The organism is Polaromonas sp. JS666 (assembly GCF_900103405.1).
Taxonomy (GTDB): domain Bacteria; phylum Pseudomonadota; class Gammaproteobacteria; order Burkholderiales; family Burkholderiaceae_C; genus Polaromonas.
Map to the genome: position 1 here is coordinate 74,088 of NZ_FNHX01000006.1, position 26,207 is coordinate 100,294.

Sequence of the window (26,207 nt, forward strand, 5' to 3'; positions counted from 1 at the left end):
TTTCAGATCGCCCTATAGTGCAAGCTATGACCCCACAACTACTTCTTAAAACACTCACTATCGTCGTATTTTTGGTGACCCTGTTTATCGCGCCCATTGCGTGGTTTCGGATGGTGCGGGCGCAGACGCGCTCAGCGTACTGGAAGAACATGCTGTTTTTCGCGGCGCCAATTCTGCTGACCATTTGGCTGGGCGAAGCGGCCGGCCTCATGCCGGAACCCGCGGGGCCGCCGCCCACGCTTCCTGCGGTTGAGGATGTCTTCTCCGGAATGCCGACAGTCCAGCTGGTGTTGCTCTCGGCGGCCGCTGTACTTTGGCTGGGCGGGGGAAATTTGCTGTCTTATTTGCACAATCGGCGACTCGGAAAAAAATGGTGGCAGGCCTTAAACCCGTTTGACCCTCCCTTCAAAGATTTCAACGTGACCGAGTGGCTGATTTTGGGCGGCCTTGTACTCAGCTCATTGGGTCTTGGAGCACTCGCGATCTCGTATGGCCATCCGGGGTAAGACTCTCTCCATGCGCGGCCTCAACACCCTGATTGCCGCAGCACTGGCCGCCACATCCGCACAATCCCCCGCAGCCGACAGCCAGTGCTTCGGTACCGTCAACAAAGGCCGCATCGAAGGCAGCGTCAAGCTGCCGGCCAGCGGCCCCAACTTCACGGCCTACAGCAGCCTGGCCGCCACGGCGGGCCGCACGCATGTGCATGCCAAAGTCGCGGACATCATCACGGCTTCCTATGCGGCGCTCCATACTGCCCACCCCTCCGTCACCTATGTCTATGGCGAAACGGGCTGGCCTTCGGGCGGGCGCTTTCGGCCGCACCGCACGCACCAGAACGGCCTGTCGGTGGACTTTTTTGTGCCGGTCCGCGATGCGCAAGGCAAATCGGTGCCGCTGCCGACCAGTATGGCCAGCCGCTTTGGCTACGACCTGGAATTTGATGCCGATGCAAAGTACGGCGAATACAGCATCGACTTCCCCGCGCTGGCAGAACACCTGTACCAGCTGCACGTGGCCGCGAAAGCGCGCGGCGCCGGCATCGCGCTGGTCATTCTTGACGCGCCATTTTTGCCCCGGCTGTTTGCCACGCCGCGCAGCGCCTACCTGAAGCAGAACCTGAACTTCATGAAAGGCAAACCCTGGATTCGCCATGACGAGCACTACCACGTGGATTTCGCCATCCCCTGCAAACCCAACGCGGGCTAGGGCTCGCTGTCGGCGGGCGCTTTGGCTATAGTGCTCCTACCGGTTTCACCCTTCCAGCCCCATGAAGCTCACCGTCAGCCCTCTCACGCCCGAGCGCTGGCCCGACCTTGAAACGCTCTTCAACGCCAAAGGCTGTTCGGTGGCGCGCGGCTGCTGGTGCATGTTTTACCGCCGCAGCGGCGCCCGCGGGCCCTTGCCTGCGGGCACCACGGCCGCCCAGGCCAATCGCGCCGAGCTGAAAAAACTCACACGCGGCGACACGCCGCCCGGGCTGATCGGCTACCGCGGCAAGTTGCCCGTCGGCTGGGTGTCGCTGGGGCCGCGCGAGGACTACGCCAAGCTCCAGCGCTCACCGGTGATGAAGCCGGTCGATGACAAGCCCGTCTGGTCCATCATCTGTTTTGTCGTGCCCTCGGAACACCGCGGCCAGGGCGTTGCGCGCGCGCTGCTGGACGGGGCGATTGCCTACGCCAAAAAGCAGGGCGTGACGCTGCTGGAGGCCTACCCCGTGGACAAGCCCGGCCGCGCCCAGGACGACGCCATGTGGTTCGGCGCCAAGTCCATGTACGACGACGCCGGCTTTGAGGAAGTCGCGCGCCGCAAGCCGCAGCGGCCCGTGGTGCGCATCAAGCCCGCCTGAGCTGCCGATGCGCGTCAGCGCACAATGATGCCGAAGTGGAGGCAAATACCATGAGCAATCCCAACGGCGATAAAGTCTTCAGCGGCTCGATTCCGAAGCTCTATGAAACGTATCTGGTTCCGCTGATCTTCGAGCCCTACGCGGCGGATCTGGTGGCCCGGCTTGCATCGAGGCCTTTGACGCGTGTTCTCGAGATCGCGGCCGGCACCGGTGTCGTGACGCGTGCGTTGACAAGCGTTCTGCCCGAAAGGGTCTCCATCGTGGCCACGGATTTGAATCAGTCGATGCTGGACCAGGCCTGCGCGGTTGGGACCATGCGCCCAGTGGAGTGGCGGCAGGCGGATGCCATGCAACTGCCTTTTCCGGATGCGAGTTTTGACGCGGTTGTGTGCCAATTCGGAGCCATGTTCTTCCCTGAAAGGTCAAAGGCGTTTGCGGAAACACGCCGGGTGCTCAGGCCGGGAGGTGTTTTCATTTTTAATGTATGGGACCGGATTGAGGAAAACGAATTCGCCGACACCGTGATCACGGCGCTCGAATCCGTCTTTCCTCAAGACCCGCCGCGCTTCCTGGCCCGTACGCCGCACGGCTATTACGAGCGCCGGAGCATCGAGCAAGATCTTGCAGACGGCGGATTTATGGCGTCACCTCAAATCAGCACGGTTGCAGCGCGAAGCCGGGCGGAATCTGCCCGGGTTCCAGCGATCGCCTACTGCCAGGGCACGCCGCTGCGAAACGAGATCGAAACGCGCGACGCTTCACGGCTTCTGGAAGCCACCGACGTTGCGGCGGAAGCGATTGCCCGGCGCTTCGGACGCGGGCCGGTGGACGGCAAAATCCAGGCGCATGTTGTCACCATTGAAAACTGAGCGCGCGAACTGTGCCTGTCTGCCCAGGTGGATGCTGGCTGGCGTTTGACCCGCGGGCTATGTGCTTGCAACCCGGCCAGGCACCCATACCTGCCTGAATAGCGTCGCTGGCGCGCGCTGGGCTCCCCGGCACGCCGCAGGCATAGGCCATCACCCCACATCCGCAAAGGCAGCATGGAGCACACCGGCAGTTTGTCCCCCTCACCCCTTCCACCCTTTATTCGCCAGCTCTGTGGCGGCAGCGAACCGGAACTCGTGTGGACCAACGAGCGCGGCGGCACCACCTTCCGCGCGGGCGACCGCTTTGTGAAATGGAATCCCCATGGCAGCGGGTTGGACCTGGATGGCGAACGCCTGCGGATGGAATGGGCGGTCCACTGGCATGCCGTGCCCCGGGTGCTGGACTGGGGCGCGACAGACGAGGCGCAATGGCTGGTGACTGCGGCGCTGCCCGGCGACGGCGCCGTCACACCCGCCTGGCTCGCTAGGCCGGTGGAAGCCGCCCGCGCCATAGGCCGCGGGCTGCGCATCCTGCACGAGGCGCTGCCGGTCGCGCACTGCCCCTTTGACTGGTCGCCCGAAAAACGCACCGGCTACCGCGTTCCCGCCGAACGCCTTGGCATTCCGCCCATAGACCGGCTGGTGGTCTGCCACGGCGACCCCTGCTCGCCCAACACCCTCATCGCGCCGGACGGCAGCCCGGCCGGGCACGTCGACCTGGGCTCGCTGGGTGTGGCCGACCGCTGGGCGGACCTGGCGGTGGCCAGCATGAACCTGGACTACAACTACGGGCCGGACTGGGAGGACGAGTTCTTCAAGGCCTACGGCATTGCGCGCGACGAGGAGCGCATTGCCTTTTACCGCCACCTCTGGGACAACGAAGACAACATAGGCGCCTGAGCCGCGCCGTTTCCATGTCGATGCCGCTGAGGCACTGGACAGTTATTCCAATATGATGGAAAATGAATTCCATCATGACAGAAATCCCCTCCGACCTGAACCAGCGCATCGCCGAGCGCGTGCGTGAGCTGCGCGCCGCCAAAAGCCTGTCGCTGGAAGCGCTGGCCGCCAAAAGCGGCGTGAGCCGTTCGATGATTTCATTGATAGAGCGCGGCGAGAGCAGCCCCACGGCCGTGGTGCTGGAGCGGCTGGCCACCGGCCTGGGCGTGATGCTGGCTTCGCTGTTTGACGCGCCCGCCGCGCAGGCGCCTGCCAGCCCCATCAGCCCGGTGGCGCGCCATGCCGACCAGGTGCAGTGGCAAGACCCCGCTTCGGGTTATGTGCGGCGCAACATCTCGCCGCCCGGTGTGCCGCAGCCTATGCAGATCGTCGAAGTGCATTTCCCGCCGGGCGGGCGCGTGGCCTTTGAGACCGGCGCGCGCGACGCGCGTGTGCACCAGCAGGTGTGGGTGCTCGAAGGCGCGATCGACATCACCGTGGGCGAAGCACGCCACCAGTTGAGCCAAGGCGACTGCCTGGCCATGCAGCTGGATCGGCCCACGATGTTCCACAACGCCACGCGAAAGCCCGCGCGCTATGCGGTGGTGATCGCCACTGAACCCGCATGAACACCATGACGAACACAACACCTTGGTCGCTGCGGCGCCTGCATGAAGTGAACGAGGCGCAGATCAACGAACTCGCCGACGTGCTGATCGACTGCGTGGAAGGCGGCGCCTCGGTGAGTTTTATGCACCCGCTGCCGCGTGAACGCGCCCAGGCTTTCTGGCGCGGCGTGGCCGAAGGCGTGGCGGCTGGCGAACGCGCGCTGCTGGTGACCGAGGACGCGCAAGGCATTTGCGGCACGGTGCAGCTGGTGCTGGCCCAGCCCGAGAACCAGCCGCACCGCGCCGACCTGGCCAAGATGCTGGTGCACCGCCGCTGCCGCCGCCAGGGCCTGGGCGAGGCCTTGATGCGGGCCGCCGAATCCATGGCGCACGACTGCGGCAAGACGCTGCTGGTGCTGGACACCGTCACCGGCGACAACGGCGAGCGCCTGTACCAGCGCCTGGGCTGGCAGCGTGTCGGCGTGATTCCCGGCTACGCGCTGCTGCCGCGCGGCGGGCTGGTGGGCACGACGGTGTTTTACCGCGAGCTGGCCTGACGGAAGTTGTTGTGGGTTGTTTGCGTGCCGGCAGCGGGCGCAAGGCCCCGCGGCGTGTGCGCCGCTGTTCTCAGGCTTTTTTAGCGGCGCGATGAACCACCATGCGCTCATGCAGGCGTGTGACGATGCGGCTTCCCGTCCTGACGAAGAAGAAGGGGAACACGCCGTGGATAAACGCGGCGATGGCTGCCGACAGCAGTGGCACGGCAAATGAAAAAGAGGCGGACATGTGCTCGAAATAGCTCTCCCCTACGGAGTCAGGGTGTTCCTTGAACAGCTGGAGAATTTTTTCCATGGTCGTATCCGTCGGTTTTGGGAACTGCGCCCCTGCTTGCATCGATGCCTGGCTGGAATCATAGGCCTGCGGATCGGAAAATAAGTTGCAAGTTCGGCTAGAAATTTCCTCATAATTAGAATTAATTTCTAATAATGTGGCCACATGGACAAAAAAGACATCCGGATCCTGGAGCTGTTGCAAGACGATGCCTCGATGGGGCTCAATGAACTGGCGCAGGCCGTCAGCCTGTCACCAACACCTTGCTGGCGGCGAATCCAGAAGCTGCGCGACGAAGGCGTCATCAAGCAGCAGGTCACCTTGTGCGACCCGGTCAAGCTCAACCTGGGCCTGACGGCTTTTGTGAGCATACGCGCGAGCCTGCACAACGACGCATGGACCCAGCGCTTCATCAAAGGCATCGTCGCCATCCGCGAGGTGGTGGAGGTCTACCGGATGACGGGAGACATCGATTACCTGCTCAAGGTCGTCGTGCCCGACATTGCCGGTTACGACAGCGTGTACAAACGCCTGATCAAGGTCGCCGAACTGCAGGACGTGAGTTCGGGCTTTGTGATGGAGGTGGTCAAGCACACCACCGCCCTCCCCACGGATTACGCGCTGCCGGCCTGAGGGGCCGAAAGCGTCAAAACCCCAGCATCGCACCATCGGCCCGCATGGCCTGCGCGATCAGCCGCATGTCGTGGTCGCTGATATCGAACAGGCCGAAACGGAACTTGTAGCCCCAGCGCTGGCGGTCTTCCACAAACTCGAAGTCGTCGAGCAGCGGCAGTATGGACGCCTCCTGCGCGGCCACATAGGCCACATCGCGGCGAAAAGGCACAAAACCGCCGCCCATGTCAAAAGCGTAAGGCTCGCCGGCCTGCACTAGGCCTATGGACACAAAACGCTGGAGTTTGTCCTTGCCACCCATGGTCAGCGCGGGCGAGTAGTAGGCCACCCGGTCGCCCGCCGACATGCGCCTGAGCGGCGCGCTTTTGCCGTGGCAGACCTGCATGAATCCGTTTTGCGGATCCACGCAGCCATGCCGCGCATGCTCGGCGCTGGCGACCGCTATCCAGTTCCTGCGGCTCATGCGAGGGCGTGCAGGCCGACGCGGTTGCCGTCCAGGTCGGTGACGTGGGCAAAGAACCCCAGGCCGGGCGGCAGCGCCTGGCGCGGCAAGGCGACCTTGCCGCCGGCCTTGACGGCGCGCGCCAATGCGGCATCCAGCGAGGGCGAGGCATCGAGGTAAATCAGGGTTCCATTCGAGGCCGGCGCCGGCGCGGTGGGGCCGGCCAACAGGGCGCCGCCCACACCTTCCTCGCGCTCATAGGGAAACACCGCGCCTTCCGACGGGCCCATGGGCTCGCGGCGCATCTTGCATTCGAGCACGGCTTCGTAAAAGGCCTGGGCCTTGTCGAGTTGGGTGCTGGGGATTTCAAACCAGGTGACGGCGTTTTTCATGGGAAGGCTCCTTGTGTGTTGAAGAAGCCTTGATGATGCTGGGGGGCTACTGACAACGTGATGTCAGGAGGATGTTGGCCCCCACGCTTTTCACTTCGCCTTCGGCTACGTGTAATACGCTGCCCCCCGAGGGGGCGCTGCGCCTGCGGCCTGGCAAAGCCAGTTCCGCGGCCCCGGCTTGCTCAGACGTTTCGTTCAACTCAAGACGTCAGCGCGTCGTCCAGCACTTCCACCCAATGCCGCACCGGCATCGCCGTACCGCTTTGCAAGTGCGTGATGCAGCCGATATTGGCCGAGATGATGGTGCCGGGCGCCGAGGCCTGCAGATTTCCCAGCTTGCGGTCGCGCAGCTGGTAGGCAATCTCCGGGTTGAGCACCGAATAAGTGCCGGCCGAGCCGCAGCACAGATGGGATTCGGAGGCCGCCAGCGTCACCGTGAAACCCAGCGCGCCCATCAGCGTCTCCACCCCGCCGCGCAGCTGCTGGCCGTGCTGCAGGGTGCAGGGCGGGTGGAACACCAGCGCGCCGGCCTGGGCCTTGACCTTGCCCTGCAGCTCACCGACCAGTTCGGGCATCAGCTCGCTGAGGTCGCGCGTGAGTTCGCTGATACGCGCGGCCTTGGCCGCATAGGCCGGGTCGTCCTTGAGCAGGTGGCCGTAGTCCTTGACGGTGACGCCGCAGCCCGAGGCATTCATGACGATGGCTTCCACGCCGCCACCTTCCGAGATATGCGGCCACCAGGCGTCGATGTTGCGCCGCATCTGCTCCTTGCCGCCTTCCTGGTCATTGAGGTGGAATTTCACCGCACCGCAGCAGCCGGCCTTGGGCGCCAGCACGGTTTCTATGCCGGCCGCGTCCAGCACACGCGCGGTCGCGGCATTGATATTGGGCATCATGGCCGGTTGCACGCAGCCTTCGAGCATCAGCATCTTGCGCGCATGCACTCGCCGCGGCCAGGCGCCGGCCTCCTGCTTTTTCGGCACCTTGTTTTTGAGGGCCTCGGGCAGCAGGCCGCGCACGGCCTGGCCGGCCTTCATGGCGGGCGCGAACAGCGGCGAGGGCAAACCTTCCTTGAGCGCCCAGCGCAAGGCCTTCTCGCCGGCCGGGCGCGGCACGCGCTCGTCGACCAGCTTGCGGCCTATGTCGACCAGGTGGCCGTATTCCACGCCGCTGGGGCAGGTGCTTTCGCAGTTGCGGCAGGTCAGGCACCGGTCCAGGTGCAGCTGGGTCTTGCGTGTGGGCGCCTCGCCCTCAAGCACTTGTTTGATCAGGTAGATGCGTCCGCGCGGGCCGTCGAGCTCGTCGCCCAGCAGCTGGTAGGTCGGGCAGGTCGCGGTGCAAAACCCGCAATGCACACATTTGCGCAAAATGGCTTCGGCCTCACGGCCTTCAGTGCTGTTCTTGAATTCGGGGGCGAGGTGGGTTTGCATAAAGTCAGGGCGCCTCTTTCAGTGCCAGTGCCCTGCGGCGACGGACACGCCGGAAGTCCGCATGCAGGGGCGGCAGGGACAAAGCCAGCAGCATGAGCGCCAGCGGCACGACCCAGATAAAGCCGATGTATTTGAAGCCGGCCGCGCCCACCACGCCGCCGGCGATGAACATCGCCAGCAAGGTGCCGAACAATCTCAGCTTGATGCGGTTGGCGCGCACGCGCGATTCGGGCGGGCTGGCCGTGCGGTTCCAGTAAAACATCTTGCCGAGCTCTATGCCGAGGTCGGTGATCACGCCGGTCATGTGGGTGGTGCGGATCTGCGAGGACGAGATCTTGCTGACCAGCGCGTTCTGCAGCCCCATGGTGAAAGCCAGCACCAGCACGGTCAGCGGCACGGCGAAAGGGGTCTGACGGTTCAGCGTCGCGCCCAGCAGCCCGAACAGCAGCATCAGCACGGCCTCCAGCAGCAGGGGCAGCGCGTATTCGCTGCGCAGGTGGTTCTGGCGCGCCCAGTTCACCAGCACGGCGGTCACGGCGGCGCCGGTGGTAAAGGCCAGCAGCGCCCCGACGGCACCCAGCACCAGCGCCATGTGGCCCAGGACCAGGTTGTCGGCTAGCAGGGAGGCGAATCCCGTCATGTGCGAGGTGTACATGCCGACCACCAGAAAACCGCCGGCATTGATGGCGCCGGCGTTGAACGCCAGCAAGCCGCCCAGCAGGCGGTTCATATAGGGCGTGCGGTGCTGCCCGGTCAGGTGGCGAAGGCGTCGCATGGCTTGTTTACCAGTCCGCGTAGAGTCGGCCCGGGTTGAACACGCCGGCCGGGTCGAACTGCTGTTTGAGTTCGCGGTGTATGCGGTCCAGCGGCGGCTTGAGCGCGGAGAACACCGGCACGGATTTACCGGCCGAGCGGAATAGCGTGGCATGGCCATGGGCACCGGCCGCCGCTTCGCGTACCAGCGCCGCGTCACCGTCAGGCTGCTTGACCCAACGCTGCGCGCCACCCCACTCCACCAGCGTCTCGCCCAGCCCAAGCGGCGGCGCCGTGTCGGGCAGGCTGAGCCGCCACAGCGATTCATCGCCCTGCAAGGCAAAGAAGGGCTGGGCTTGCTCGCGCAGCGCAGTCCAATAGCGCGCCGCGTCGCTGTCCAAAGCTTCTCCACCCATGGATTTTTGCGCGGCGGCGACGGCGGCTTTCGCGCCGCGCAGGCGCACCCACAGGCGGCCTTCCCGCCAGCAGGAGGCATTGACGGGCAAGGGCATGGCACCCCAGCGGTTGAGCTGCCGCAGGGCGGCGGCTTCGTCGAGCTCAAACACCAGCGTGGCCTCTTGCGGCGCGACCGGCAAGACCTTGAGTGAGACCTCCAGCAGCACGCCCAGCGTGCCCAGCGAACCGGCCATCAGGCGCGAGACGTCGTAGCCCGCCACATTTTTCATGACCTGGCCGCCGAAGACCAGGCGCTCACCCTTGCCGTTGAGCAGCACCACGCCCAGCATGTAGTCGCGCACGGCGCCCACGCTGGCGCGGGCCGGGCCGCTCAGGCCGCTGGCCACCATGCCGCCCACGGTGGCCTGGGCGCCTATCGCGTCGTTTGCGGCAAAATGCGGCGGCTCAAAAGGCAGGCACTGGCCCTGCGCGGCCAGCAGCGCTTCGAGTTCGGCCAGCGGCGTACCGGCGCGCGCGGTCACCACCAGTTCGCTGGGCTCGTAACTCGTGATGCCGCGGTGCGGCCGGATGTCCAGGGTCTCGCCCACCAAGGCCTGCCCGTAGAAGTCCTTGCTGCCGCCTCCGCGCGGGCGCAGCGGCGTATGCGCAGCGGCGGCAGCGCGCACGCGCTCGGCCAGCGCGGCGCTGATGTCGGTATCTGGAGTCATTGCCGCCATGGTAAGCGGCGCCCGCCCGTACCGGTTTGATTTTTTTGAACGCGGCTTGTTCGGTTTTTTGAGGCCGCCAACTGCAAGGTCAGTCCTGGAAGAAGTTCACCGGCAGGCCGGGCACCTCGACCTGCATGGAAAACACGCAGCCCGAATCGGGATAGTGCTGCAGTTCCTGCGCGGGCCGGTTGTAGCGCGCGGTCGTGAGGTACAGGGTCTTGAGGTCGTCGCCGCCGAAGCAGGGCATGGTGGGGCAACGCGCCGGCACGGCGAACTCGGCCAGCAGCGTACCGGCCGGCGAGAGCTTGAGCATGCGCCCGCCCTCAAACATCGCGACGTAGTAGTTGCCCTCGCGGTCCACCGCGGCGCCGTCGGGCCGCCCGCCGTAGCCGGCCATGCCGGGCAACCAACCCTCGGGCTTGCCGGGCCACTGCGCGAACACGCGAGGCTCGGTCATGGTGTTGCGCTCGGCGTCCCAGTTCCAGGCGCGGATGATGTGGCGCGGCGTGTCGGACCAGTAGACCGTGGCCGCATCGGGCGACCAGGCCAGGCCGTTGGCGATGATGGCATCGCCCGCCTTGCGCTCGACCACAGGTGCGCGGCCGCCGCGGCAGTCCAGCGAAAACAGCTGGGCCGTGGACTTGTCGCGCGGCTCGTACATGGTGCCGGCCCAGAAGCGCCCCTGCGGGTCGGCCTTGCCGTCGTTAAAGCGTGTGGTCGCCGTGTCGTGGTCGGCCCGCATAAGTTGGCGCAGTTCACCGCCCCATTGCCCGGCGCGGTAAATGCCATCGCGCAGCGCGATCACCAGGCCCCCGCTGCGCGCCGGCGCGATGCTGCCGGGCTCGGAGGGCATGGCCCAGCTCTGGACCGTGCCCATAAAGACGTTGCAGCGGTGCAGCTGCCGGCCGGGAATGTCTATCCAGTACAGCATCTGCTCGTCGGGGTGCCAGAACGGCGATTCGCCGAGTCCGCTGGGCGGTGCAGCAAGGGTTTGCCAGGTCATCACGCTACCTTTGTTTGTGTGTGGACAGCCGCCACTGTAACGCTCCCCAAAAAAAACAGCCCACCGGTTTGCACCGGCGGGCTGAACATCCAAAGGAGACTCTCAGTAAATAAATATTTGGCAGGACCGGACCGCCTCCAGGGCGGCCCGTCCGCTGTATCAGCGGTTGTAAGCGGTTTCGCCGTGGGACGTGATGTCCAGGCCTTCGCGCTCGTCTTCTTCGCTGACACGCAGGCCTATGGTCAGGTCCACCACCTTGTAGGCGATGAAGGAGACCACGCCGGACCAGATGATGGTGATCAGCACGGCCTTGGCCTGGATCCAGACCTGGCCGGCGATGGTGTAGGCGTCGGGCGTCACGGCCGTGGCGGTCACCCAGTCACCCACGAAGCTCGGGCCGCCGAGGGCGGGCGAGTTGAACACACCGGTGAGCAATGCGCCCAGGATACCGCCCACGCCGTGCACGCCGAACACGTCCAGCGAGTCGTCGGCGCCCAGCAGCTTCTTCAGGCCGTTCACACCCCAGAGGCAGGCGAAACCGGCGATCAGGCCGATGACCAGGCCGCCGCCAATGCCGACGTTACCGGCTGCGGGAGTGATGGCCACCAGGCCGGCGACGGCGCCGGAGGCGGCACCCAGCATGGAGGCCTTGCCGCGCATCAGCGCTTCACCGACGCACCAGGCCAGCACGGCGGCTGCCGTGGCACCCAGGGTGTTGATGAAGGCCAGGGCGGCGAAACCGTTGGCTTCCAGGGCGGAGCCGGCATTGAAGCCGAACCAGCCCACCCACAGCAGCGCGGCGCCGACCATGGTCAGGGTCAGGCTGTGAGGTGCCATGGCTTCCTTGCCGTAGCCGATGCGTTTGCCGATGCAGAAGGCACCAACCAGGCCGGCGACGGCGGCGTTGATGTGGACCACGGTACCGCCCGCGAAGTCCAGGGCACCCATTTGCCAGATGTAACCGCCCTTGCCGTTCATCGCGTCGACCACTTCCTTGCCGGTGTAGGCATCGGGGCCCATCCAGAACCAGACCATGTGGGCAATAGGCGCATAGCTGAAGGTGAACCAGATGGCCATGAACAGCAGCACGGCGGAGAACTTGATGCGTTCGGCGAAGGCGCCGACGATCAGCGCGCAGGTGATGCCGGCGAAGGTGGCCTGGAAGGCGGCGAACACGATCTCGGGGATCACGACACCCTTGCTGAAGGTCGCGCCGTTGGCGAAGGTGCCCGCAACGTTGTCCCAGATGCCCTTCATGAAGAGCCGGTCGAAGCCGCCGAAGAAGGCGTTGCCCTCAGTGAAGGCCAGGCTGTAGCCGTAGATGAACCACAGCACCACGATCATCGAGAAGGTGACCATGACCTGCATCAGCACCGACAGCATGTTCTTGCTGCGCACCAGGCCGCCGTAGAACAGCGCCAGGCCGGGCACGGTCATCATGATGACCAGCAGCGTGGAAACCATCATCCAGGCGGTGTCGCCCTTGTTGGGAACAGGCGCGGGCGCTGCGGAAGCGGCCGCTGCGGGTGCGGAAGCCGCTGCGGCGGCGGCCGGGGCGGCGGCAGCCGAGGCTGCGGGCGCTGCGGCGGAAGCGGCCGCTTCAGCCGGTTTGGCTTCGGCTGCGGAAGCGGCGGGCGCGGCGGCCGGGGCTTGCGCCATGACGGCGCCTGTTGTCAGCAGGCTCAGTCCCAATACAAGGGAAGCAAGTATTTTTTTCATGTCGATGTTCTCTTTTTGTGTGGATTGAGCCTTACAGCGCTTCCTTGCCGGTTTCACCGGTGCGGATGCGCACGACCTGCTCGAGGTTGTAGACAAAGACCTTGCCGTCGCCGATCTTGCCGGTACGGGCCGCGCCCTCGACCGCTTCGATCACGCGGTCCACCAGGTCGTCGGAGACAGCCGCCTCGATCTTGACCTTGGGCAGGAAGTCGACGACATATTCAGCACCGCGGTACAGCTCGGTGTGGCCTTTCTGGCGGCCGAAGCCCTTGACTTCAGTGACCGTGATGCCTTGCACGCCAATACCGGACAGCGCTTCCCGCACTTCGTCCAGCTTGAACGGTTTGATGATGGCCGTTACGAGTTTCATGTTCAGGTTTCCTCCAAGGATGAATAAAGAAGCGGCCCCTCGGTGCGCCACTCCAGCTGCTTTACGGTTTTTCTGAGCGTAAAGGTCAGGCGCTCTGATTCAGGGATTTCGACGGTTGCGGAAAGGGTCCTATTCCCGGATTCCACGAAGTCTTCGTAGCACGTACCGTGCCAAAGCAAGCCCCTTGACCGGGCGCGGTCCACCCGCTTCGCGCTTGCCACGTTGAACACGGGAATCCAAAAAAACACGATAAGCACCAGATTGGGGCGTTTACAACGCACAACTTTGGAGCATCACCAGGGAGTTAGTTCATGAGCCTGTCTTTAGTGCACAGCCGCGCCTTGCTGGGGCTGGAAGCGCGGCCCGTCCGCGTCGAGGTCCACCTGGCCAACGGCCTGCCCAGCTTCACGCTGGTCGGCCTGGCCGAAACCGAGGTCAAGGAGGCCCGCGAACGCGTGCGCTCCGCCATCCAGAACACCGGCCTGGAGTTTCCCGCCAACAAGAGGATCACCGTCAACCTGGCGCCGGCCGACCTGCCCAAGGATTCCGGCCGCTTCGACCTGCCGATCGCCCTGGGCATCCTGGCGGCCAGCGGCCAGGTCGACGCCCGCAAGCTTGAAGGCTATGAGTTCGCCGGCGAACTGTCCCTGGGCGGCGACCTGCGGCCCGTGCGCGGCGCGCTGGCCATGAGCCTGGCGCTGGCCCGCCCCGGGCGTGACACCGCCGGCGCCGAAAAACTGCCCAAATTGGTGCTGCCGGACGCCAGCGCCCAGGAGGCGGCCCTGGTGCCCGGCGCGGAAATCTTCCGGGCGCTGCATTTACTCGACGTGGTCAGGCAGTTTTTGCCGGGGGAGGCCCCCGTGGAGGCGCTGGATGGCTGGTCGCGGGTGAAGCCGGCAGCGCCGCCCCCGCAGTCGGCCTACCCGGACCTGGCCGACGTGAAAGGCCAGGCCGCGGCCCGGCGCGCCCTGGAAATCGCGGCCGCCGGCGGCCACAGCGTGCTCATGATGGGCGCGCCCGGCTCCGGCAAATCCATGCTGGCGCAGCGTTTTGCCGGCCTGCTGCCGGCCATGAGCACCGAAGAGGCGCTGGAAAGCGCGGCGGTGGCCTCCCTGGGCGGCCGCTTTTCGCTGGATAAATGGGCGCTGCGCCCGACCTGCGCACCCCACCATACCGCCAGTGCCGTGGCCCTGGTCGGCGGCGGCTCGCCGCCGCGGCCCGGCGAGATCTCGCTGGCGCACCGCGGCGTGCTGTTTCTTGACGAGCTGCCCGAGTTTCCGCGCGCGGCGCTGGAGGCGCTGCGCGAGCCTCTGGAGTCCGGCAGCATCACCATCTCGCGGGCCGCCCAGCGCGCCGAGTTTCCGGCCCGCTTCCAGCTGGTCGCAGCCATGAACCCCTGCCCCTGCGGCTACCTGGGCTCCAGTCTGCGGGCCTGCCGCTGCTCGCCCGAGCAGGTCTCGCGCTACCAGGGCAAACTCAGCGGCCCGCTGCTGGACCGCATAGACCTGCATGTGGAAGTCGGCGCCCTGGCAGCCGATGAACTCGTGAACACGCCGCCCGGCGAGGCCACGGCCGATATCCGGCGCCGGGTGGTCGCGGCGCGCGAGCGCGCCCTGGCCCGGCAAGGCAGCACCAACCAGGCGCTGGCAGGCCAGGCCATAGACGCGCAATGCCAGCTCGATGACACGGCCGCGAAATTCCTCAACACCGCGGCCGCCCGCCTGGGCTGGTCGGGGCGCAGCATCCATCGCTGCCTGAAAGTCGCCAGGACGATTGCCGACCTGGCCGGCGCGCAGGTGGTGCAGACGGTCCATGTTGCGGAGGCGGTGCAGTACCGCCGGGCGCTCAAGGCCGCCCCGTGAGGTCCTGGTTCTTCAATCCACGCGCAGCCTGCGCGCCTTGCGGGTCTTCCACCAGCGCGAAAGATGCACCTTCAGGTCGTGGCGCGGGTGGGTGATGCGCCGGATCGCGCTCACGTAGTCGAGCGCCAGCCCCGGCGTCCAGGCCATGGACTCGGCGCGCACCCGGGCGCTGCCGGCCATCCAGACGTCGGGATGCAAGGCAAGCCGCAGCAGGGTCCGCCAGAAGGGCTTATCCGCAAAGACGCCTTCCATGGCCGCGTCCACGGCCTGCGTGACCACAACGGAGCAGTTGCGATGGGTGAGGTTGTAGGTGTCGTCCTGGCGATACACGTCCCAGAAGGCCTGGAGGTAGCTGCGGTTGTAGACGCGGAAATGCAGCTTGTGCGTGGAAGGACGGGTCGCCGCGGCCTCTTCGGCATAAGAGGGCAGCCAGACGCCGGGATGGTCGTTGCCGGAGGTGGCGCGCAAGTGGTCGACCAGGTTGGCCTGCGTAATGGCCAGGCGAACTCGCGGGTGGTGGCTGATGTACAGGCCGTCCTCGCACTCAAGCGCCACATGGCCGGTTGAAACACGGCCCTTCTTTGTCATGGAGGCGATGTAGCGCTCGATCAGCGGAAGGCGTATGCGGTCCTTGTCGTCGTCCACCGCATCGACCGCCGTCCAGACATGCACGATCATGTGGCCGGCGGCGGCATTTGCGGCCAGCGTTTCGGCCGTGGCCGGCGCCGCATCTGGTTGAAGCACCCGGGTGCCGCTGTAAAGCTCGACGGCCGCCAGCCGGGAGCCGCGCGGCAGGCGCCTGAGCCGCCAGGCGCCGCGCATCAGGATGTGGCCGCCCGCGATAAGCGCCAGGCCCGTACACAGCGAGACATTCATGCTCGAGGGCACCGGCCAGTTGGTCAGCAGCAGCAGCGCCAAGACCAGGTAGGCCCAGCCTATCAGGTTGGACTTGCGCCAGCTCGGGTAGCGGATCAGCCAGCTGGAGGCAATGCGGATCAGGCCGTTGAAAGTGAAAGCCGCGCCGAACAGAATGCCGGCGGCAATCGAGTTGTCCCAGGGGAAATCGAGCACCAGGCAGGCGAACACCACCATGGCCGCGCCGCGCAGCATCTCAAAACGGCGCCGCTCCCGCGCGTGGGTGGCGCCCACCACCAGCTCGACCACCCCCTGGGCCAGCAACACCGCGCCCAGGACCCAGGTGGCCACATCGGCCACGCCATCGACCAAATCAACCAGGAGCAGGATGCCCAAGATGGCGGTCAGCACACCCGCCGCCATGAAAATTTTCCAGCGCTTGACCAGCGCATCGCCGCCAAAAAGAATCAACGCAAGTCTGAACATATTCTTCTTCTGCTTTGCCGCCGCGCCGGCGCCCCAGGGCGGCCGGCAAGGCCGGGCTTCACTTCAAGGCCGGGAAATCCACCACATAGGCATCCATGGGCAAGGCCGCGCGCTGAGGGCCCTGCTGGGGCAGCGGCTGAACGACCACCTTGCCCTGCTCCGTGGCATCGGTGGCCAGCCCCTTGACGACAAAAGCGTCGATCACATAAGGCAAGCCCTGGGACGACAGCGGGCCCATGCCGTCCGACACATGGAAATGCAGGTGCGGCGCCGTGGTGTTGCCCGAATTGCCCAGCAGCGCCAGCACCTGGCCGCGCTTGACGCGGTCGCCGATGCGCACCTTGAGCGAGCCGGGCTGCAGGTGGGCGTAAAAGGCGTAGTAGCCGCGGCCCAGGTCCAGGACCACGTGGTTGCCGGTGACGTTCTGCATGGTGGTGTCGGGCGGCAAGGCATTGGGCACGCGTTCGGGCAGGCCGTCGAGCACGGACACCACCTTGGCATCCGCCACGGCAATGGCTTTTTGCCCGTAGGTGGGCCAGTTTTCGTTCTTGTTGCTGTCGCCGTTGCTTTGCTGCGAGTTCGCGTCCAGCTTGATCCAGTCGATGGCAAAGCGCTGGCTCACATACAGCACGCCGTTGACGGGAATACCGGCGCGCCGGTGCGGGACCTCCTTGCAGCAGCCGTTAAAAGCCACCCAGCCCGTTCCTTCCAGCGGCGGGCCTATCAGCGGTGCCGGCCGGGTGCTGAGGGCCACGTTGCCGCCGGTCTGCGTGGTCTGGACCGTGCCTTCACTCGCGGCTTTGACGGCGGCCGTGAGCTTGACCTCGGCGCCGGCCGTCACCACGCGGTGCGAAAGCGCTTTCGGCAGGGGCTGGCCGGGCTCCAGCACCACGTCGACCCAGAAAAAACCGGCCTGCGCCGCGTCCATGCTGTCGGTGGCGGCGCCGCCCAGCAGGGAGAAGGTGCGCGCCACGTCGGCGCCGGATACGCCGGCCAGCACCTTGCCGGAGCCGGCGTCCAGCACCTCCAGCGACACCAGCTTGACCGGCACGGCCCGCGCGTTGATCACCTGCAGCTCGTAATCGATGTGCACGCGCCCGTCGGCGCCTAGAAACGGCACGGGGCGCGAGGCGGCACTGAGCAGCACAGGGGTGTTCTGGTCGCGCGCGCCCGCGAATTCGAGCTGGTCCAGGCCCGCCTTGGGCCCGGCCGCCATCGCCTGAAAATTGCCGGCAAACAGGAGCGGGGCCAGCAGGAGCATGAAAAAACGCCGCATGCGATCCTCCTTGTGATGGGCCGGGTCATCATAGCGCCAAGCCCCTGGAGAGCGGACGTAAAAAAGCCCCGCAACAGGGGTGCTGCGGGGCTTTGCTGTGGATGGATCAGCGGCTGTAGTAAGGAGCGGGCTCCGCCGGCTGCGCGGCCACGGGCGCGGGCGGCGGCTTGGGACCATAAACGGCGCCGTCATTGGTGCGCAGCACATTGCCTTCCACCGTCACGCGGCTGCCCACGCTGGGGGCGCGCGCCACTTCCACCATGCGCTGCGAACCGTCTTCCATGCGCACGCCGACCTGGTAGACGGTTTCCTTGCGCATATGGCCTTCGATCGCATTGCCGGCAAAACCTCCGCCGACCGCGCCCAGGATGGTGGCCGCGGTGCGGCCGCCGCCATGGCCGATCTGGTTGCCGAGCACGGCGCCCAGCACGCCACCGGCGACGGCGCCCGCGCCGACACCGGCAGGTTTGGTGGAGCGTTCAACGGGCGTGACCGATTCAACGGCGCCGCACACATGGCAAACCGCGGCCACGGCCACCGGTGCGGGCGTGGGGCCGGGCGCGGGCGAAATACCGGCGTAGCTGGGCGCGGGCGCCGGCTTGGGCGTGGGCTTGGCCACCTTCTTGGCGGGAACGGGTGCGGGTTTGGCGGGGGCTGCGGCCGGTTTTTCGGCCAGGTCGTCCGCGGCGCTGGCGCTGCTGCTGGCCGCGGCCAGAGGGGCGACCGCTTGCGGCGTTGCCTGCGGGGTGGCCAGGGCCACCGGCGGCGTGGCGCCGGCCGGGTTGCGCATCTGGTAAATCATGGTGCCGCCCATGGCCAGGACGGCAACGCCCAGAATGCCGACGGCGGCCCACAAGGGCTTGCTGGCCGACGAGGCTTGCTGGCCGGGCTGGAGGTTTTCAGTGGATGTGTTCATGGCAATTCCCTCTATTGAGATCAGATCGCTTGTTTAACGTTTCCCATGCCGTGAAAGTAAACACGCTTTGGCAAGCGGCTGTGTATTTATGTAAACGCTGCTTATTCTGCGGCAAAGTCGCCGTAAACGCGAATGGCCGCGGCCATCCTGGAAGCTGCCATTCCAGGAGGGTTCTGGGTGGTTCTCAAAGGTTCGGTGCGAGCAGGCGCTGCAGTTCATCCGCCTTGAGGCCGCGCCGCTGCGCCAGGTCCTGCAGCTGGTCGTCGCCTATCTTGCCGACGTTGAAGTAGGTGCTTTGCGGGTGGCTCAGATAAAAACCACTGACGCTGGCCGCCGGCGTCATGGCCAGGCTTTCGGTCAAGGCCATGCCGATCTCGCCGGCCTTGAGCAGCTCGAACATCTCTTTCTTGACGCTGTGGTCCGGGCAGGCCGGGTAGCCGGGTGCCGGGCGTATGCCCTGGTACTTTTCTGCGATCAGCGCCTCGCCGTCCAGCGATTCACCGGGCACATAGCCCCACAAGTCCTTGCGCACGCGCTGGTGCAGGCTTTCGGCAAAGGCCTCGGCCAGGCGGTCGGCCAGCGCCTTGAGCATGATGGACGAATAGTCGTCGTGGTCGTCGAGGAAGTATTTTTCCTTCTTCTCGGCGCCTATGCCGGCGGTCACGGCGAAGACGCCGATGTAGTCGGAAACACCCTTGGGCGCGACAAAATCGGCCAGGCAGCGGCTGGGCCGCATCACGCCCTCAATCGCGGTTTTTTCGGTCTGCTGGCGCAGGCCGTACCAGGTCATGGCCACTTCACTGCGCGTCTCGTCGGTGTATATCTCGATGTCGTCGCCCACGCTGTTGGCCGGGTAGAGCGCCATCACGCCGTTGGCAGTCAGCCAGCGGCCTTCGATGAGGCGCTTGAGCATGCGCTGCGCGTCGCCGTACACACGCACGGCCTCGGTGCCCACCACCTCGTCTTTCAGGATGGCCGGGAAAGGGCCGGCCAGGTCCCAGGTCTGGAAGAAGGGGCCCCAGTCGATGTAGTGCGCGAGCTCGGCCAGGTCGAAGTTCTTGAACACGCGCCGGCCTATGAACTTGGGCACCGGCGGCGTGTAGCCGGCCCAGTCCATGGGCGTGGCATTGGCGCGCGCCTTGGCCAGCGGCCACATCGGCACCTGTTTTTTGTTGGCGTGCTGGGTGCGCACCTTGTCGTAGTCGGCGTAGAGCTCGTCGATGTATTTGGCCGCCTGGTCGGACAACAGGCTTTGCGCCACGCTGACGCTGCGCGAGGCGTCGGGCACATAGACCACCGGGCCTTCGTAGTGCGGCGAGATCTTGACGGCCGTGTGCACCCGGCTGGTGGTGGCGCCGCCTATCAGCAGCGGGATTTTCTTGATGCGGAAATGCTCGTCCTTCTGCATTTCGGCGGCCACGTACTGCATTTCCTCCAGGCTGGGCGTGATCAGGCCGGACAACCCGACGATGTCGGCACCCTCGACCTTGGCGCGCGCCAGGATCTCGTGGCAGGGCACCATCACGCCCATGTTGACGACCTCGAAGTTGTTGCACTGCAGGACCACCGTGACGATGTTCTTGCCGATGTCGTGCACGTCGCCCTTGACGGTGGCGATGATGATCTTGCCCTTGGTCTTGACGTCGCCGCCGGCGGCTTCGAGCTGCAGCTTTTCAGCCTCGATGTAGGGCAGCAGGTGGGCCACGGCCTGTTTCATCACGCGGGCGCTTTTGACCACCTGGGGCAGGAACATCTTGCCCTGGCCGAACAGGTCGCCGACGACGTTCATGCCGTCCATCAGCGGGCCTTCGATGACGTGCAGCGGCCGGCCGCCGCCGGCGAGGATTTCGCGGTACATCTCCTCAGTGTCTTCGGTGATGAACTCGTTCATGCCGTGGACCAGCGCATGCGACAGGCGCTGGCGCACCGGCAGGGCGCGCCATTCGTTTTTCTTGCTATCGTCCTTGGCGCCGCTTTTCGCGGTTTCGGCCACTTCGATCAGACGCTCGCTGGGCGTGAGCTCTGGCTCGCCGGGTTTGTAGACGGGCGTGCGGTTGAGCACCACATCCTCGACGCGCTCGCGCAGCACCGGATCCAGGTCGTCGTAGACGCCGACCATGCCGGCGTTGACGATGCCCATGTCCATGCCGGCCTGGATCGCGTGGTAGAGGAACACGGTGTGGATGGCTTCGCGCACCGGGTCGTTGCCGCGAAAGCTGAAGGACACGTTGGACACACCGCCCGAAACCTTGGCGCCGGGCAGGTTCTGCTTGATCCAGCGCGTGGCGTTGATGAAGTCGACCGCGTAGTTGTTGTGCTCCTCGATGCCGGTGGCGATAGCGAAGATGTTGGGGTCGAAGATGATGTCTTCGGGCGGAAAGTCGAGTTCGTCGACCAGCACGCGGTAGGCGCGTTCGCAGATCTCGATCTTGCGCTCGTAAGTGTCGGCCTGGCCTTTTTCATCGAAGGCCATCACCACGGCCGCCGCGCCATAGCGCTTGAGCAGCTTGGCCTGCTGCTTGAAGGGCTCCAGGCCCTCTTTCATCGAGATCGAATTGACGATGCCCTTGCCCTGGATGCAGCGCAGGCCGGCCTCGATGACGCTCCACTTGGAGCTGTCGATCATGATGGGCACGCGCGCGATGTCGGGCTCACTGGCAATCAGGTTCAGGAAGCGCACCATGGCGGCCTGGCTGTCCAGCATGGCCTCGTCCATGTTGATGTCGATGATCTGCGCGCCGTTTTCCACCTGCTGGCGGGCCACCGCCAGGGCCTGCTCGTACTCGCCGTTGAGGATCATGCGGGCGAAGGCCTTGGAGCCGGTGACGTTGGTGCGCTCGCCGATGTTGACGAACAGGGTGCCCGCGCCTATGTCGACCGGCTCCAGGCCGGACAGTTTCATGGGGGGAACAGGGACGGAATTTTCGGTTTCGGACACGGACTCACCTTAAGGACAAGGTGAGCGTCGTTGCGGAAGGCCGCCGCTGGCGGCCGCCGTAACCCAAGCCTGACGGACGCTGGGGTCCGCTGCAACGCTCCTTGGGTTGCCGCTATTTTAAGGGCTGAAGCCCTGTTGCGCCATTTCCCGGTGCGAAGCCCCGGGAAATGGAGTGCCTGCTTAATCCAGCTTGATCTTGGCCACTTTGATCAGGCGGCCGTAGTCAGCATGTTCCTTCATGACCATATAAGCAAAATCCGCCGAGGTCATGGGGCTGGGCGTGGCGCTCATGCGCGCGAACTTTTCGGCCGTGTCGGGCGTGTTGAGCGCGGCGGCAAAAGCCTTTTGCAACTGGTCCGTCGTGGCCTTGGGCAGGTTGGCCGGGCCGAAGATGCCGAACCAGGTGCTGATGTGGAAACCGGGCAGCACGTCATTGATGGTGGGGATCTCGGTGAAGCTGCTGGAGCGGTTGATGGTGGTCACGCCGAAGGCCACCAGCTTGCCCGACTTGATGTTGGCGCTGGCCGAGGCCAGGTTGTCGAACATCAGGTCGGTCTGGCCGGACAGCAGGCTGGCCTGCGCCTGGGCCGAGCCGCTGGAAGGCAAGTGCACCACGCTGATTTTGGCCAGGCTTTTGAACAGCTCGCCGGCGAGGTGGCCGGCGCTGCCGTTGCCGCCCGAGGCATAGTTCAGCCGGCCGGGGTTCTTGCGCGCGTAGGCGATCAGGTCCTTGGTGTCCTTGATGTTCAGGCGCTTGGCCGTCTCGGCGTTCATGACCAGCACATTGGGCACACGGGCCACCAGCGTGATGGGCGTGAAGTCCTTGAGCGCGTCATAAGGCATGTTGGGATAGAGCCAGGGGTTGATGGCGTGGGTGGCGACCGCGCCCATGACCAGCGTGTGGCCGTCGGCCGGCGCCTTGGCGACCAGCGCGGCGCCCACATTGCCGCCCGAGCCGGGCCGGTTGTCGACCACCACTTCGGTTTTGAGCATGGGGCGCAGCTTGTCGGCCAGGATGTGCGCGGCATTGTCCAGCGGGCCGCCGGCCGGATAGGGAACAACGATGGTGACGGGCTTTTGCGGCGCCAGCTGCGCCTGGGCCGCCAGGGAGACGGTGGCCACGGCGAATGCCGCGGCGATCTTGATGAGTGAACGCACGTTCAGGGTTTCCTTTGTGATGATGGGTTGTCCGGCCGCGGGCGGCCGCGGGGCGCGGCGCCGGAAGGTGAAAAGCCAGGCCGGACAAACGGGCCTGACTATAGCCGCTAAACGTGACGCGCCATGGGCGCACCCCGCCTGGATGGCGGGGGAGCAGACGAATGGCCGTGTTGGCCGTTCAGGCGGCTTCTTTGTAGAAGCCGGCGCGCTGGCGCGAGCGCGCGGCCACGGGGGCCACGGCGTGCGCGATGGCGCCTATATGGTCCGGCGTGGTGCCGCAGCAGCCGCCCACGATGTTGACCAGGCCTTCGTCGGCGAACTCGCGCAGCAGGCGCGAGGTGACGTCGGGCGTCTCGTCGAAGCCGGTGTCGCTCATGGGGTTGGGCAGGCCGGCATTCGGGTAGCAGCTGATGAAGGTGTCGCCGGCCACGCGGGCCAGCTCCTGGATGTAGGGGCGCATCAGGGTGGCGCCCAGCGCGCAATTGAGGCCTATGGCCAGCGGCGCGGCATGGCGTACGCTGTGCCAGAAGGCGGTCACGGTCTGCCCGCTCAGGATGCGGCCCGAGGCATCGGTCACGGTGCCGCTGATGATCAGGGGCAGGCGCTCGCCGGAGTTATCGAAGTACTCGTCGATGGCGAACAGCGCCGCCTTGGCGTTGAGCGTGTCGAAAATGGTCTCGACCAGCAGCACGTCGCTGCCGCCCTTGACCAGTGCCTCGGTCTGTTCGTAGTACGCCTTGCGCAGTTCCTCAAAGCTGGTGTTGCGCGCGCCGGGGTCGTTGACGTCGGGGCTGATGCTGGCCGTCTTGGGCGTGGGGCCCAGGGCGCCAACCACAAAGCGCGGTTTGTCGGGCGTGGAGAACTTGTCGCAGGCGGCGCGGGCGATGCGGGCCGATTCGTAGTTCATCTCGACGGCCAGGTCGGCCATGTCGTAATCGGCCTGGGCCACCGTGGTCGCGCCGAAGGTGTTGGTTTCAATCATGTCGGCGCCGGCGGCCAGGTAGCCCTCGTGGATGTCCTGGATCACATCGGGGCGCGTGAGGCTCAGCAACTCGTTGTTGCCCTTGACGTCCTTGTGGAAGTCCTTGAAGCGCTCGCCGCGGTACTGGGCTTCGCTGAGCTTGAAGCGCTGGATCATGGTGCCCATGGCGCCGTCGAGGATGGCAATGCGTTGTTCCAGGATGGCCGGCAGCTGCTGCCCGCGGGTGTAGGTGATTGGCTTCATGCCCCAATTTTAAGGTGCGGCGGTTTTTTCGACAGGCTGCGAGGCGGCCGCGCCCGTTTTGCGCCGGGCCGCCCGCAAAAAAAGCGCGCGCCCAGAGAGGAAGGCAAACCGCGGCATGTCGCGCAGACACCATCGGCCACAATAGGGGTATTAGCCCGATCATGAAAAACTTTCAACCCAAAGAAGCCTGGACCTGGCTGCAGTCGCATCCCGACGCGCTGTTCGTGGACGTGCGCATGGAAATCGAATCGCTGTACGTGGGCCGCCCGCCGGGCGTGGTCAATGTGCCGTGGTACGAATACCCCGACCTGCAGCCCGACGCGCTGAAGTTCGCCGAGGCCGTGGCGCGCGAGGCCAACAGCAAGGCGCAACCGGTACTGCTGATCTGCCGCTCCGGCAAACGCACGCTGGACGCGGGCAAGGCGCTGGAAGCGGCCGGCTTCACCGACGTGCAGCATGTGGTGCACGGCTTCGAGGGTGAGCTCGACGAGCAGTTCCAGCGCTCCACGCTCTCGGGCTGGCGCTTTGACGGCCTGCCCTGGGAGCAGATGTAGGCCCCGCCTTCCCGGCTTACCCGGCCTTCGCGCAACCCGTTTTCATTTTCATTCCGATCTTGTCCTCACTCCCCGTTTCTTCCCCTTCCACCCCGCTGCACGTGCTGGCCGAGGTCTTCGGCTACGACAGCTTCCGGGGCCCGCAGCAGGCCATCGTGGACCACGTGGTGCGCGGCGGCGATGCGCTGGTGCTGATGCCCACGGGCGGCGGCAAGTCGCTGTGCTACCAGATCCCGGCCATCGTGCGGCAGCAGGCCGGCCACGGTGTGACGGTGGTGATCTCGCCGCTGATCGCGCTGATGCACGACCAGGTCGGGGCGCTGCATGAGGCCGGCGTGTCCGCGGCCTTCCTCAATTCCACGCAAAGCTTCGACGAAAGCAGCCAGCTTGAAAAGCAGCTGCTGCGCAACGAGCTGACGCTGCTCTATGCCGCGCCCGAACGCATCAACACGCCGCGCATGAAGGGCCTGCTGGCCTCGCTGCACGAACGCGGGCTGCTGAGCCTGTTCGCCATCGACGAGGCGCACTGCGTGAGCCAGTGGGGCCACGATTTCCGGCCCGAGTACCGCTCGCTGAGCCTGCTGCACGAGACCTTTCCCGACGTGCCGCGCATCGCGCTGACGGCCACGGCCGACGCGCTGACGCGCCAGGACATGATCGAGCGCCTCAAGCTGGAGGACGCGCGCCAGTTCGTCAGCAGCTTCGACCGGCCCAACATCCGCTACACCATCGTCGAAAAAACCGACCCGACGCGCCAGCTGCTGCGCTTCATCGAGGCCGAGCACGAGGGAGAGGCCGGCATCGTGTATTGCCAGTCGCGCAAGCGCGTGGAAGAAATCGCCGGCATGCTGCAGGACGCGGGCCTGAAGGCGCTGGCCTACCACGCGGGCCTGGATTCGGCCCTGCGCCAGCAGCGCCAGGACCGATTCCTGCGCGAGGACGGCATCGTCATGGTGGCGACGATTGCCTTCGGTATGGGCATCGACAAGCCCGACGTGCGTTTTGTCGCCCACCTGGACATGCCCAAGAACATCGAAGGCTATTACCAGGAGACCGGCCGCGCCGGCCGCGACGGCCAGAGCGCCGACGCCTGGATGGTCTACGGCCTGCAGGACGTGGTGAACCAGCGCCGCATGATTGACACCAGCGAGGCGGCCAGCGAGGAGTTCAAGCAGGTGATGCGCGGCAAGCTCGACGCCCTGCTGACGCTGGCCGAGGACACGCGCTGCCGCCGCGTCAGCCTGCTGGGCTATTTCGGCGAGGACAGCCAGCCTTGCGGCAACTGTGACAACTGCCTGAACCCGCCGGCCGTCTGGGATGCCACCGAGGCCGCGCGCAAGATGCTCAGTTGCATCTACCGTGTGCAGCAGGCCAGCGGCATCAGCTTCGGTGCCGGACACATCATGGACATCCTGCGCGGCAAGATGACCGAGAAGATGGCCCAGTACGGCCACGACAAGCTCAGCACCTTCGGCATAGGCGCGGACCTGGCCGAGGCGCAATGGCGCGGCGTGCTGCGCCAGCTGATCGCGCGCAACATGGTGCGCGTGGACGCCGAGGCCTTCAGCACCCTGCAGCTGCTGCCGGACGCGCGCCAGGTGCTCAAGGGCGAGGTCAGCGTGGTGCTGCGCGAACAGGCGGCAGGCGCCAAGGCCGGCGGGCGCGGCAAGCGCGTGACCAAGACGTCGGTCAAGGGCCTGGCCGAGGCCGCCCTCAATGCCGGCGCGCTGGAGCGCCTGGCGCGCCTGAAAGCCTGGCGCGCCGAAGTCGCCCGCGAGCACAACCTGCCGGCCTTCGTGATTTTTCATGACGCAACCTTGCGCGCGATTGCGGAACGCGCACCGCAAGGTGTCGCCGACCTCGAAGGCATCAGCGGTATCGGCGTCAAAAAGCTCGAGGCCTACGGGGCCGAAGTGCTGCGCGTCTGCGCCGCAACGGCTTAGGCCTTCGCAAGCCAGCGACCGACTCCCGCGCG

General features: G+C 65.8%; 26 protein-coding genes and 1 riboswitch. Of the genes, 11 read left to right on the forward strand and 15 right to left on the reverse strand.

All coding sequences use genetic code 11. The features are described 5' to 3' along the window. The first annotated feature begins 26 nt into the window (after positions 1 to 26). The 7 genes from BLQ85_RS16360 (at position 27) to BLQ85_RS16390 (ending at position 4,822) form a co-directional block, all read left to right on the forward strand. Entirely contained in the window at positions 27 to 506 is a 480-nt protein-coding gene (locus tag BLQ85_RS16360; protein WP_074578296.1) for a hypothetical protein, read from the forward strand. A 10-nt stretch (positions 507 to 516) separates the two neighbouring features. Continuing rightward, complete coding sequence (locus BLQ85_RS16365) at positions 517 to 1,209, forward strand: penicillin-insensitive murein endopeptidase (protein WP_074578297.1); 693 nt, start codon at positions 517 to 519, stop codon at positions 1,207 to 1,209. 61 nt (positions 1,210 to 1,270) lie between these two features. Then, entirely contained in the window at positions 1,271 to 1,849 is a 579-nt protein-coding gene (locus BLQ85_RS16370) for a GNAT family N-acetyltransferase (protein ID WP_074578298.1), read from the forward strand. A gap of 50 nt (positions 1,850 to 1,899) precedes the next feature. Then, a complete protein-coding gene (locus BLQ85_RS16375) occupies positions 1,900 to 2,718 on the forward strand; it encodes a class I SAM-dependent methyltransferase (protein ID WP_074578299.1) in 819 nt (272 codons plus the stop codon). A 192-nt stretch (positions 2,719 to 2,910) separates the two neighbouring features. Next, positions 2,911 to 3,618 (forward strand): aminoglycoside 3'-phosphotransferase, encoded by a 708-nt coding sequence (locus BLQ85_RS16380; protein WP_217631826.1) that lies wholly within the window; start codon positions 2,911 to 2,913, stop codon positions 3,616 to 3,618. A 74-nt stretch (positions 3,619 to 3,692) separates the two neighbouring features. Then, on the forward strand, positions 3,693 to 4,286 hold the full coding sequence (locus BLQ85_RS16385) for a helix-turn-helix domain-containing protein (RefSeq protein WP_074578599.1): 594 nt from the start codon (positions 3,693 to 3,695) through the stop codon (positions 4,284 to 4,286). 5 nt (positions 4,287 to 4,291) lie between these two features. Continuing rightward, a complete protein-coding gene (locus BLQ85_RS16390) occupies positions 4,292 to 4,822 on the forward strand; it encodes a GNAT family N-acetyltransferase (protein WP_083336890.1) in 531 nt (176 codons plus the stop codon). Between the two features lie 70 nt (positions 4,823 to 4,892). On the opposite strand, the gene BLQ85_RS24830 is transcribed toward BLQ85_RS16390, so the two are convergent. Then, positions 4,893 to 5,300, reverse strand: a complete 408-nt coding sequence (locus tag BLQ85_RS24830) for a DUF6356 family protein (RefSeq protein WP_254806457.1) — start codon at positions 5,298 to 5,300, stop codon at positions 4,893 to 4,895. On the opposite strand from BLQ85_RS24830, the gene BLQ85_RS16400 reads away from it, so the two are divergent. Beyond that, complete coding sequence (locus BLQ85_RS16400) at positions 5,262 to 5,729, forward strand: Lrp/AsnC family transcriptional regulator (protein ID WP_074578302.1); 468 nt, start codon at positions 5,262 to 5,264, stop codon at positions 5,727 to 5,729. The two genes, BLQ85_RS24830 and BLQ85_RS16400, sit on opposite strands and share 39 nt — an antisense overlap. A 13-nt stretch (positions 5,730 to 5,742) precedes the next feature. Here the strand turns inward: BLQ85_RS16400 and BLQ85_RS16405 are convergent, their stop codons facing one another. The 8 genes from BLQ85_RS16405 to glnK form a co-directional block, all read right to left on the reverse strand. Beyond that, positions 5,743 to 6,192 carry an EVE domain-containing protein gene (locus BLQ85_RS16405; protein ID WP_074578303.1) on the reverse strand — a complete coding sequence of 150 codons (450 nt, stop codon included), beginning with the start codon at positions 6,190 to 6,192 and terminating at the stop codon, positions 5,743 to 5,745. Beyond that, positions 6,189 to 6,563, reverse strand: a complete 375-nt coding sequence (locus BLQ85_RS16410) for a VOC family protein (protein ID WP_074578304.1) — start codon at positions 6,561 to 6,563, stop codon at positions 6,189 to 6,191. The genes BLQ85_RS16405 and BLQ85_RS16410 overlap by 4 nt, the downstream gene beginning before the upstream one ends. A gap of 200 nt (positions 6,564 to 6,763) precedes the next feature. Continuing rightward, positions 6,764 to 7,993 (reverse strand): glycolate oxidase subunit GlcF, encoded by a 1,230-nt coding sequence (glcF, locus tag BLQ85_RS16415; protein WP_074578306.1) that lies wholly within the window; start codon positions 7,991 to 7,993, stop codon positions 6,764 to 6,766. A gap of 4 nt (positions 7,994 to 7,997) precedes the next feature. Next, a complete protein-coding gene (locus tag BLQ85_RS16420; protein WP_074578308.1) occupies positions 7,998 to 8,768 on the reverse strand; it encodes a YoaK family protein in 771 nt (256 codons plus the stop codon). Between the two features lie 7 nt (positions 8,769 to 8,775). Further along, complete coding sequence (glcE, locus tag BLQ85_RS16425; RefSeq protein ID WP_074578310.1) at positions 8,776 to 9,879, reverse strand: glycolate oxidase subunit GlcE; 1,104 nt, start codon at positions 9,877 to 9,879, stop codon at positions 8,776 to 8,778. 79 nt (positions 9,880 to 9,958) lie between these two features. Further along, positions 9,959 to 10,873, reverse strand: a complete 915-nt coding sequence (locus BLQ85_RS16430) for an SMP-30/gluconolactonase/LRE family protein (RefSeq protein WP_074578317.1) — start codon at positions 10,871 to 10,873, stop codon at positions 9,959 to 9,961. 159 nt (positions 10,874 to 11,032) lie between these two features. Next, positions 11,033 to 12,592, reverse strand: coding sequence for an ammonium transporter (locus BLQ85_RS16435; RefSeq protein WP_074578318.1), 1,560 nt, complete (start codon positions 12,590 to 12,592; stop codon positions 11,033 to 11,035). Positions 12,593 to 12,623: 31 nt separating this feature from the next. After that, complete coding sequence (glnK, locus tag BLQ85_RS16440) at positions 12,624 to 12,962, reverse strand: P-II family nitrogen regulator (RefSeq protein WP_007873831.1); 339 nt, start codon at positions 12,960 to 12,962, stop codon at positions 12,624 to 12,626. Between the two features lie 311 nt (positions 12,963 to 13,273). Between glnK and BLQ85_RS16450 the strand changes: the two genes are divergently transcribed. Then, a complete protein-coding gene (locus BLQ85_RS16450) occupies positions 13,274 to 14,824 on the forward strand; it encodes a YifB family Mg chelatase-like AAA ATPase (protein ID WP_074578323.1) in 1,551 nt (516 codons plus the stop codon). A gap of 12 nt (positions 14,825 to 14,836) precedes the next feature. On the opposite strand, the gene BLQ85_RS16455 is transcribed toward BLQ85_RS16450, so the two are convergent. The 6 genes from BLQ85_RS16455 to BLQ85_RS16480 form a co-directional block, all read right to left on the reverse strand. Further along, a complete protein-coding gene (locus tag BLQ85_RS16455; RefSeq protein ID WP_083336884.1) occupies positions 14,837 to 16,165 on the reverse strand; it encodes an HdeD family acid-resistance protein in 1,329 nt (442 codons plus the stop codon). A gap of 58 nt (positions 16,166 to 16,223) precedes the next feature. Beyond that, positions 16,224 to 17,441, reverse strand: coding sequence for a M23 family metallopeptidase (locus BLQ85_RS16460; protein WP_175456134.1), 1,218 nt, complete (start codon positions 17,439 to 17,441; stop codon positions 16,224 to 16,226). Between the two features lie 106 nt (positions 17,442 to 17,547). Beyond that, the gene (locus BLQ85_RS16465) at positions 17,548 to 18,357 is read right to left on the reverse strand and encodes a glycine zipper 2TM domain-containing protein (RefSeq protein WP_074578328.1); all 810 of its coding nucleotides are present in this window, start codon (positions 18,355 to 18,357) and stop codon (positions 17,548 to 17,550) included. A 184-nt stretch (positions 18,358 to 18,541) separates the two neighbouring features. Next, positions 18,542 to 21,295 (reverse strand): methionine synthase, encoded by a 2,754-nt coding sequence (gene metH / locus BLQ85_RS16470; protein ID WP_074578330.1) that lies wholly within the window; start codon positions 21,293 to 21,295, stop codon positions 18,542 to 18,544. A gap of 15 nt (positions 21,296 to 21,310) precedes the next feature. Further along, positions 21,311 to 21,404, reverse strand: a riboswitch (S-adenosyl-L-homocysteine riboswitch). A gap of 71 nt (positions 21,405 to 21,475) precedes the next feature. Continuing rightward, a complete protein-coding gene (locus BLQ85_RS16475) occupies positions 21,476 to 22,453 on the reverse strand; it encodes a Bug family tripartite tricarboxylate transporter substrate binding protein (protein ID WP_074578332.1) in 978 nt (325 codons plus the stop codon). Positions 22,454 to 22,631: 178 nt separating this feature from the next. Continuing rightward, positions 22,632 to 23,678 (reverse strand): homocysteine S-methyltransferase family protein, encoded by a 1,047-nt coding sequence (locus tag BLQ85_RS16480; RefSeq protein WP_074578333.1) that lies wholly within the window; start codon positions 23,676 to 23,678, stop codon positions 22,632 to 22,634. Between the two features lie 161 nt (positions 23,679 to 23,839). Here BLQ85_RS16480 and BLQ85_RS16485 point away from each other — a divergent pair, with 161 nt between their 5' ends. Next, the gene (locus BLQ85_RS16485; RefSeq protein WP_074578335.1) at positions 23,840 to 24,232 is read left to right on the forward strand and encodes a rhodanese-like domain-containing protein; all 393 of its coding nucleotides are present in this window, start codon (positions 23,840 to 23,842) and stop codon (positions 24,230 to 24,232) included. A 59-nt stretch (positions 24,233 to 24,291) separates the two neighbouring features. Beyond that, entirely contained in the window at positions 24,292 to 26,175 is a 1,884-nt protein-coding gene (gene recQ / locus BLQ85_RS16490; RefSeq protein ID WP_074578337.1) for a DNA helicase RecQ, read from the forward strand. The last annotated feature ends 32 nt before the right edge of the window (positions 26,176 to 26,207 follow it).

Excerpts from the sequence above, each read along its gene's own strand:
- BLQ85_RS16360 (WP_074578296.1), top strand. The coding sequence starts at position 27 with ATGACCCCACAACTACTTCTTAAAACACTCACTATCGTCGTATTTTTG.
- BLQ85_RS16365 (WP_074578297.1), top strand. The coding sequence starts at position 517 with ATGCGCGGCCTCAACACCCTGATTGCCGCAGCACTGGCCGCCACATCC.
- BLQ85_RS16370 (WP_074578298.1), top strand. The coding sequence starts at position 1,271 with ATGAAGCTCACCGTCAGCCCTCTCACGCCCGAGCGCTGGCCCGACCTT.
- BLQ85_RS16375 (WP_074578299.1), top strand. The coding sequence starts at position 1,900 with ATGAGCAATCCCAACGGCGATAAAGTCTTCAGCGGCTCGATTCCGAAG.
- BLQ85_RS16385 (WP_074578599.1), top strand. The coding sequence starts at position 3,693 with ATGACAGAAATCCCCTCCGACCTGAACCAGCGCATCGCCGAGCGCGTG.
- BLQ85_RS16390 (WP_083336890.1), top strand. The coding sequence starts at position 4,292 with ATGACGAACACAACACCTTGGTCGCTGCGGCGCCTGCATGAAGTGAAC.
- BLQ85_RS16400 (WP_074578302.1), top strand. The coding sequence starts at position 5,262 with ATGGACAAAAAAGACATCCGGATCCTGGAGCTGTTGCAAGACGATGCC.
- BLQ85_RS16405 (WP_074578303.1), bottom strand. The coding sequence starts at position 6,192 with ATGAGCCGCAGGAACTGGATAGCGGTCGCCAGCGCCGAGCATGCGCGG.
- BLQ85_RS16410 (WP_074578304.1), bottom strand. The coding sequence starts at position 6,563 with ATGAAAAACGCCGTCACCTGGTTTGAAATCCCCAGCACCCAACTCGAC.
- glcF (WP_074578306.1), bottom strand. The coding sequence starts at position 7,993 with ATGCAAACCCACCTCGCCCCCGAATTCAAGAACAGCACTGAAGGCCGT.
- BLQ85_RS16420 (WP_074578308.1), bottom strand. The coding sequence starts at position 8,768 with ATGCGACGCCTTCGCCACCTGACCGGGCAGCACCGCACGCCCTATATG.
- glcE (WP_074578310.1), bottom strand. The coding sequence starts at position 9,879 with ATGGCGGCAATGACTCCAGATACCGACATCAGCGCCGCGCTGGCCGAG.
- BLQ85_RS16430 (WP_074578317.1), bottom strand. The coding sequence starts at position 10,873 with ATGACCTGGCAAACCCTTGCTGCACCGCCCAGCGGACTCGGCGAATCG.
- BLQ85_RS16435 (WP_074578318.1), bottom strand. The coding sequence starts at position 12,592 with ATGAAAAAAATACTTGCTTCCCTTGTATTGGGACTGAGCCTGCTGACA.
- glnK (WP_007873831.1), bottom strand. The coding sequence starts at position 12,962 with ATGAAACTCGTAACGGCCATCATCAAACCGTTCAAGCTGGACGAAGTG.
- BLQ85_RS16450 (WP_074578323.1), top strand. The coding sequence starts at position 13,274 with ATGAGCCTGTCTTTAGTGCACAGCCGCGCCTTGCTGGGGCTGGAAGCG.
- BLQ85_RS16455 (WP_083336884.1), bottom strand. The coding sequence starts at position 16,165 with ATGTTCAGACTTGCGTTGATTCTTTTTGGCGGCGATGCGCTGGTCAAG.
- BLQ85_RS16460 (WP_175456134.1), bottom strand. The coding sequence starts at position 17,441 with ATGCGGCGTTTTTTCATGCTCCTGCTGGCCCCGCTCCTGTTTGCCGGC.
- BLQ85_RS16465 (WP_074578328.1), bottom strand. The coding sequence starts at position 18,357 with ATGAACACATCCACTGAAAACCTCCAGCCCGGCCAGCAAGCCTCGTCG.
- BLQ85_RS16480 (WP_074578333.1), bottom strand. The coding sequence starts at position 23,678 with ATGAAGCCAATCACCTACACCCGCGGGCAGCAGCTGCCGGCCATCCTG.
- BLQ85_RS16485 (WP_074578335.1), top strand. The coding sequence starts at position 23,840 with ATGAAAAACTTTCAACCCAAAGAAGCCTGGACCTGGCTGCAGTCGCAT.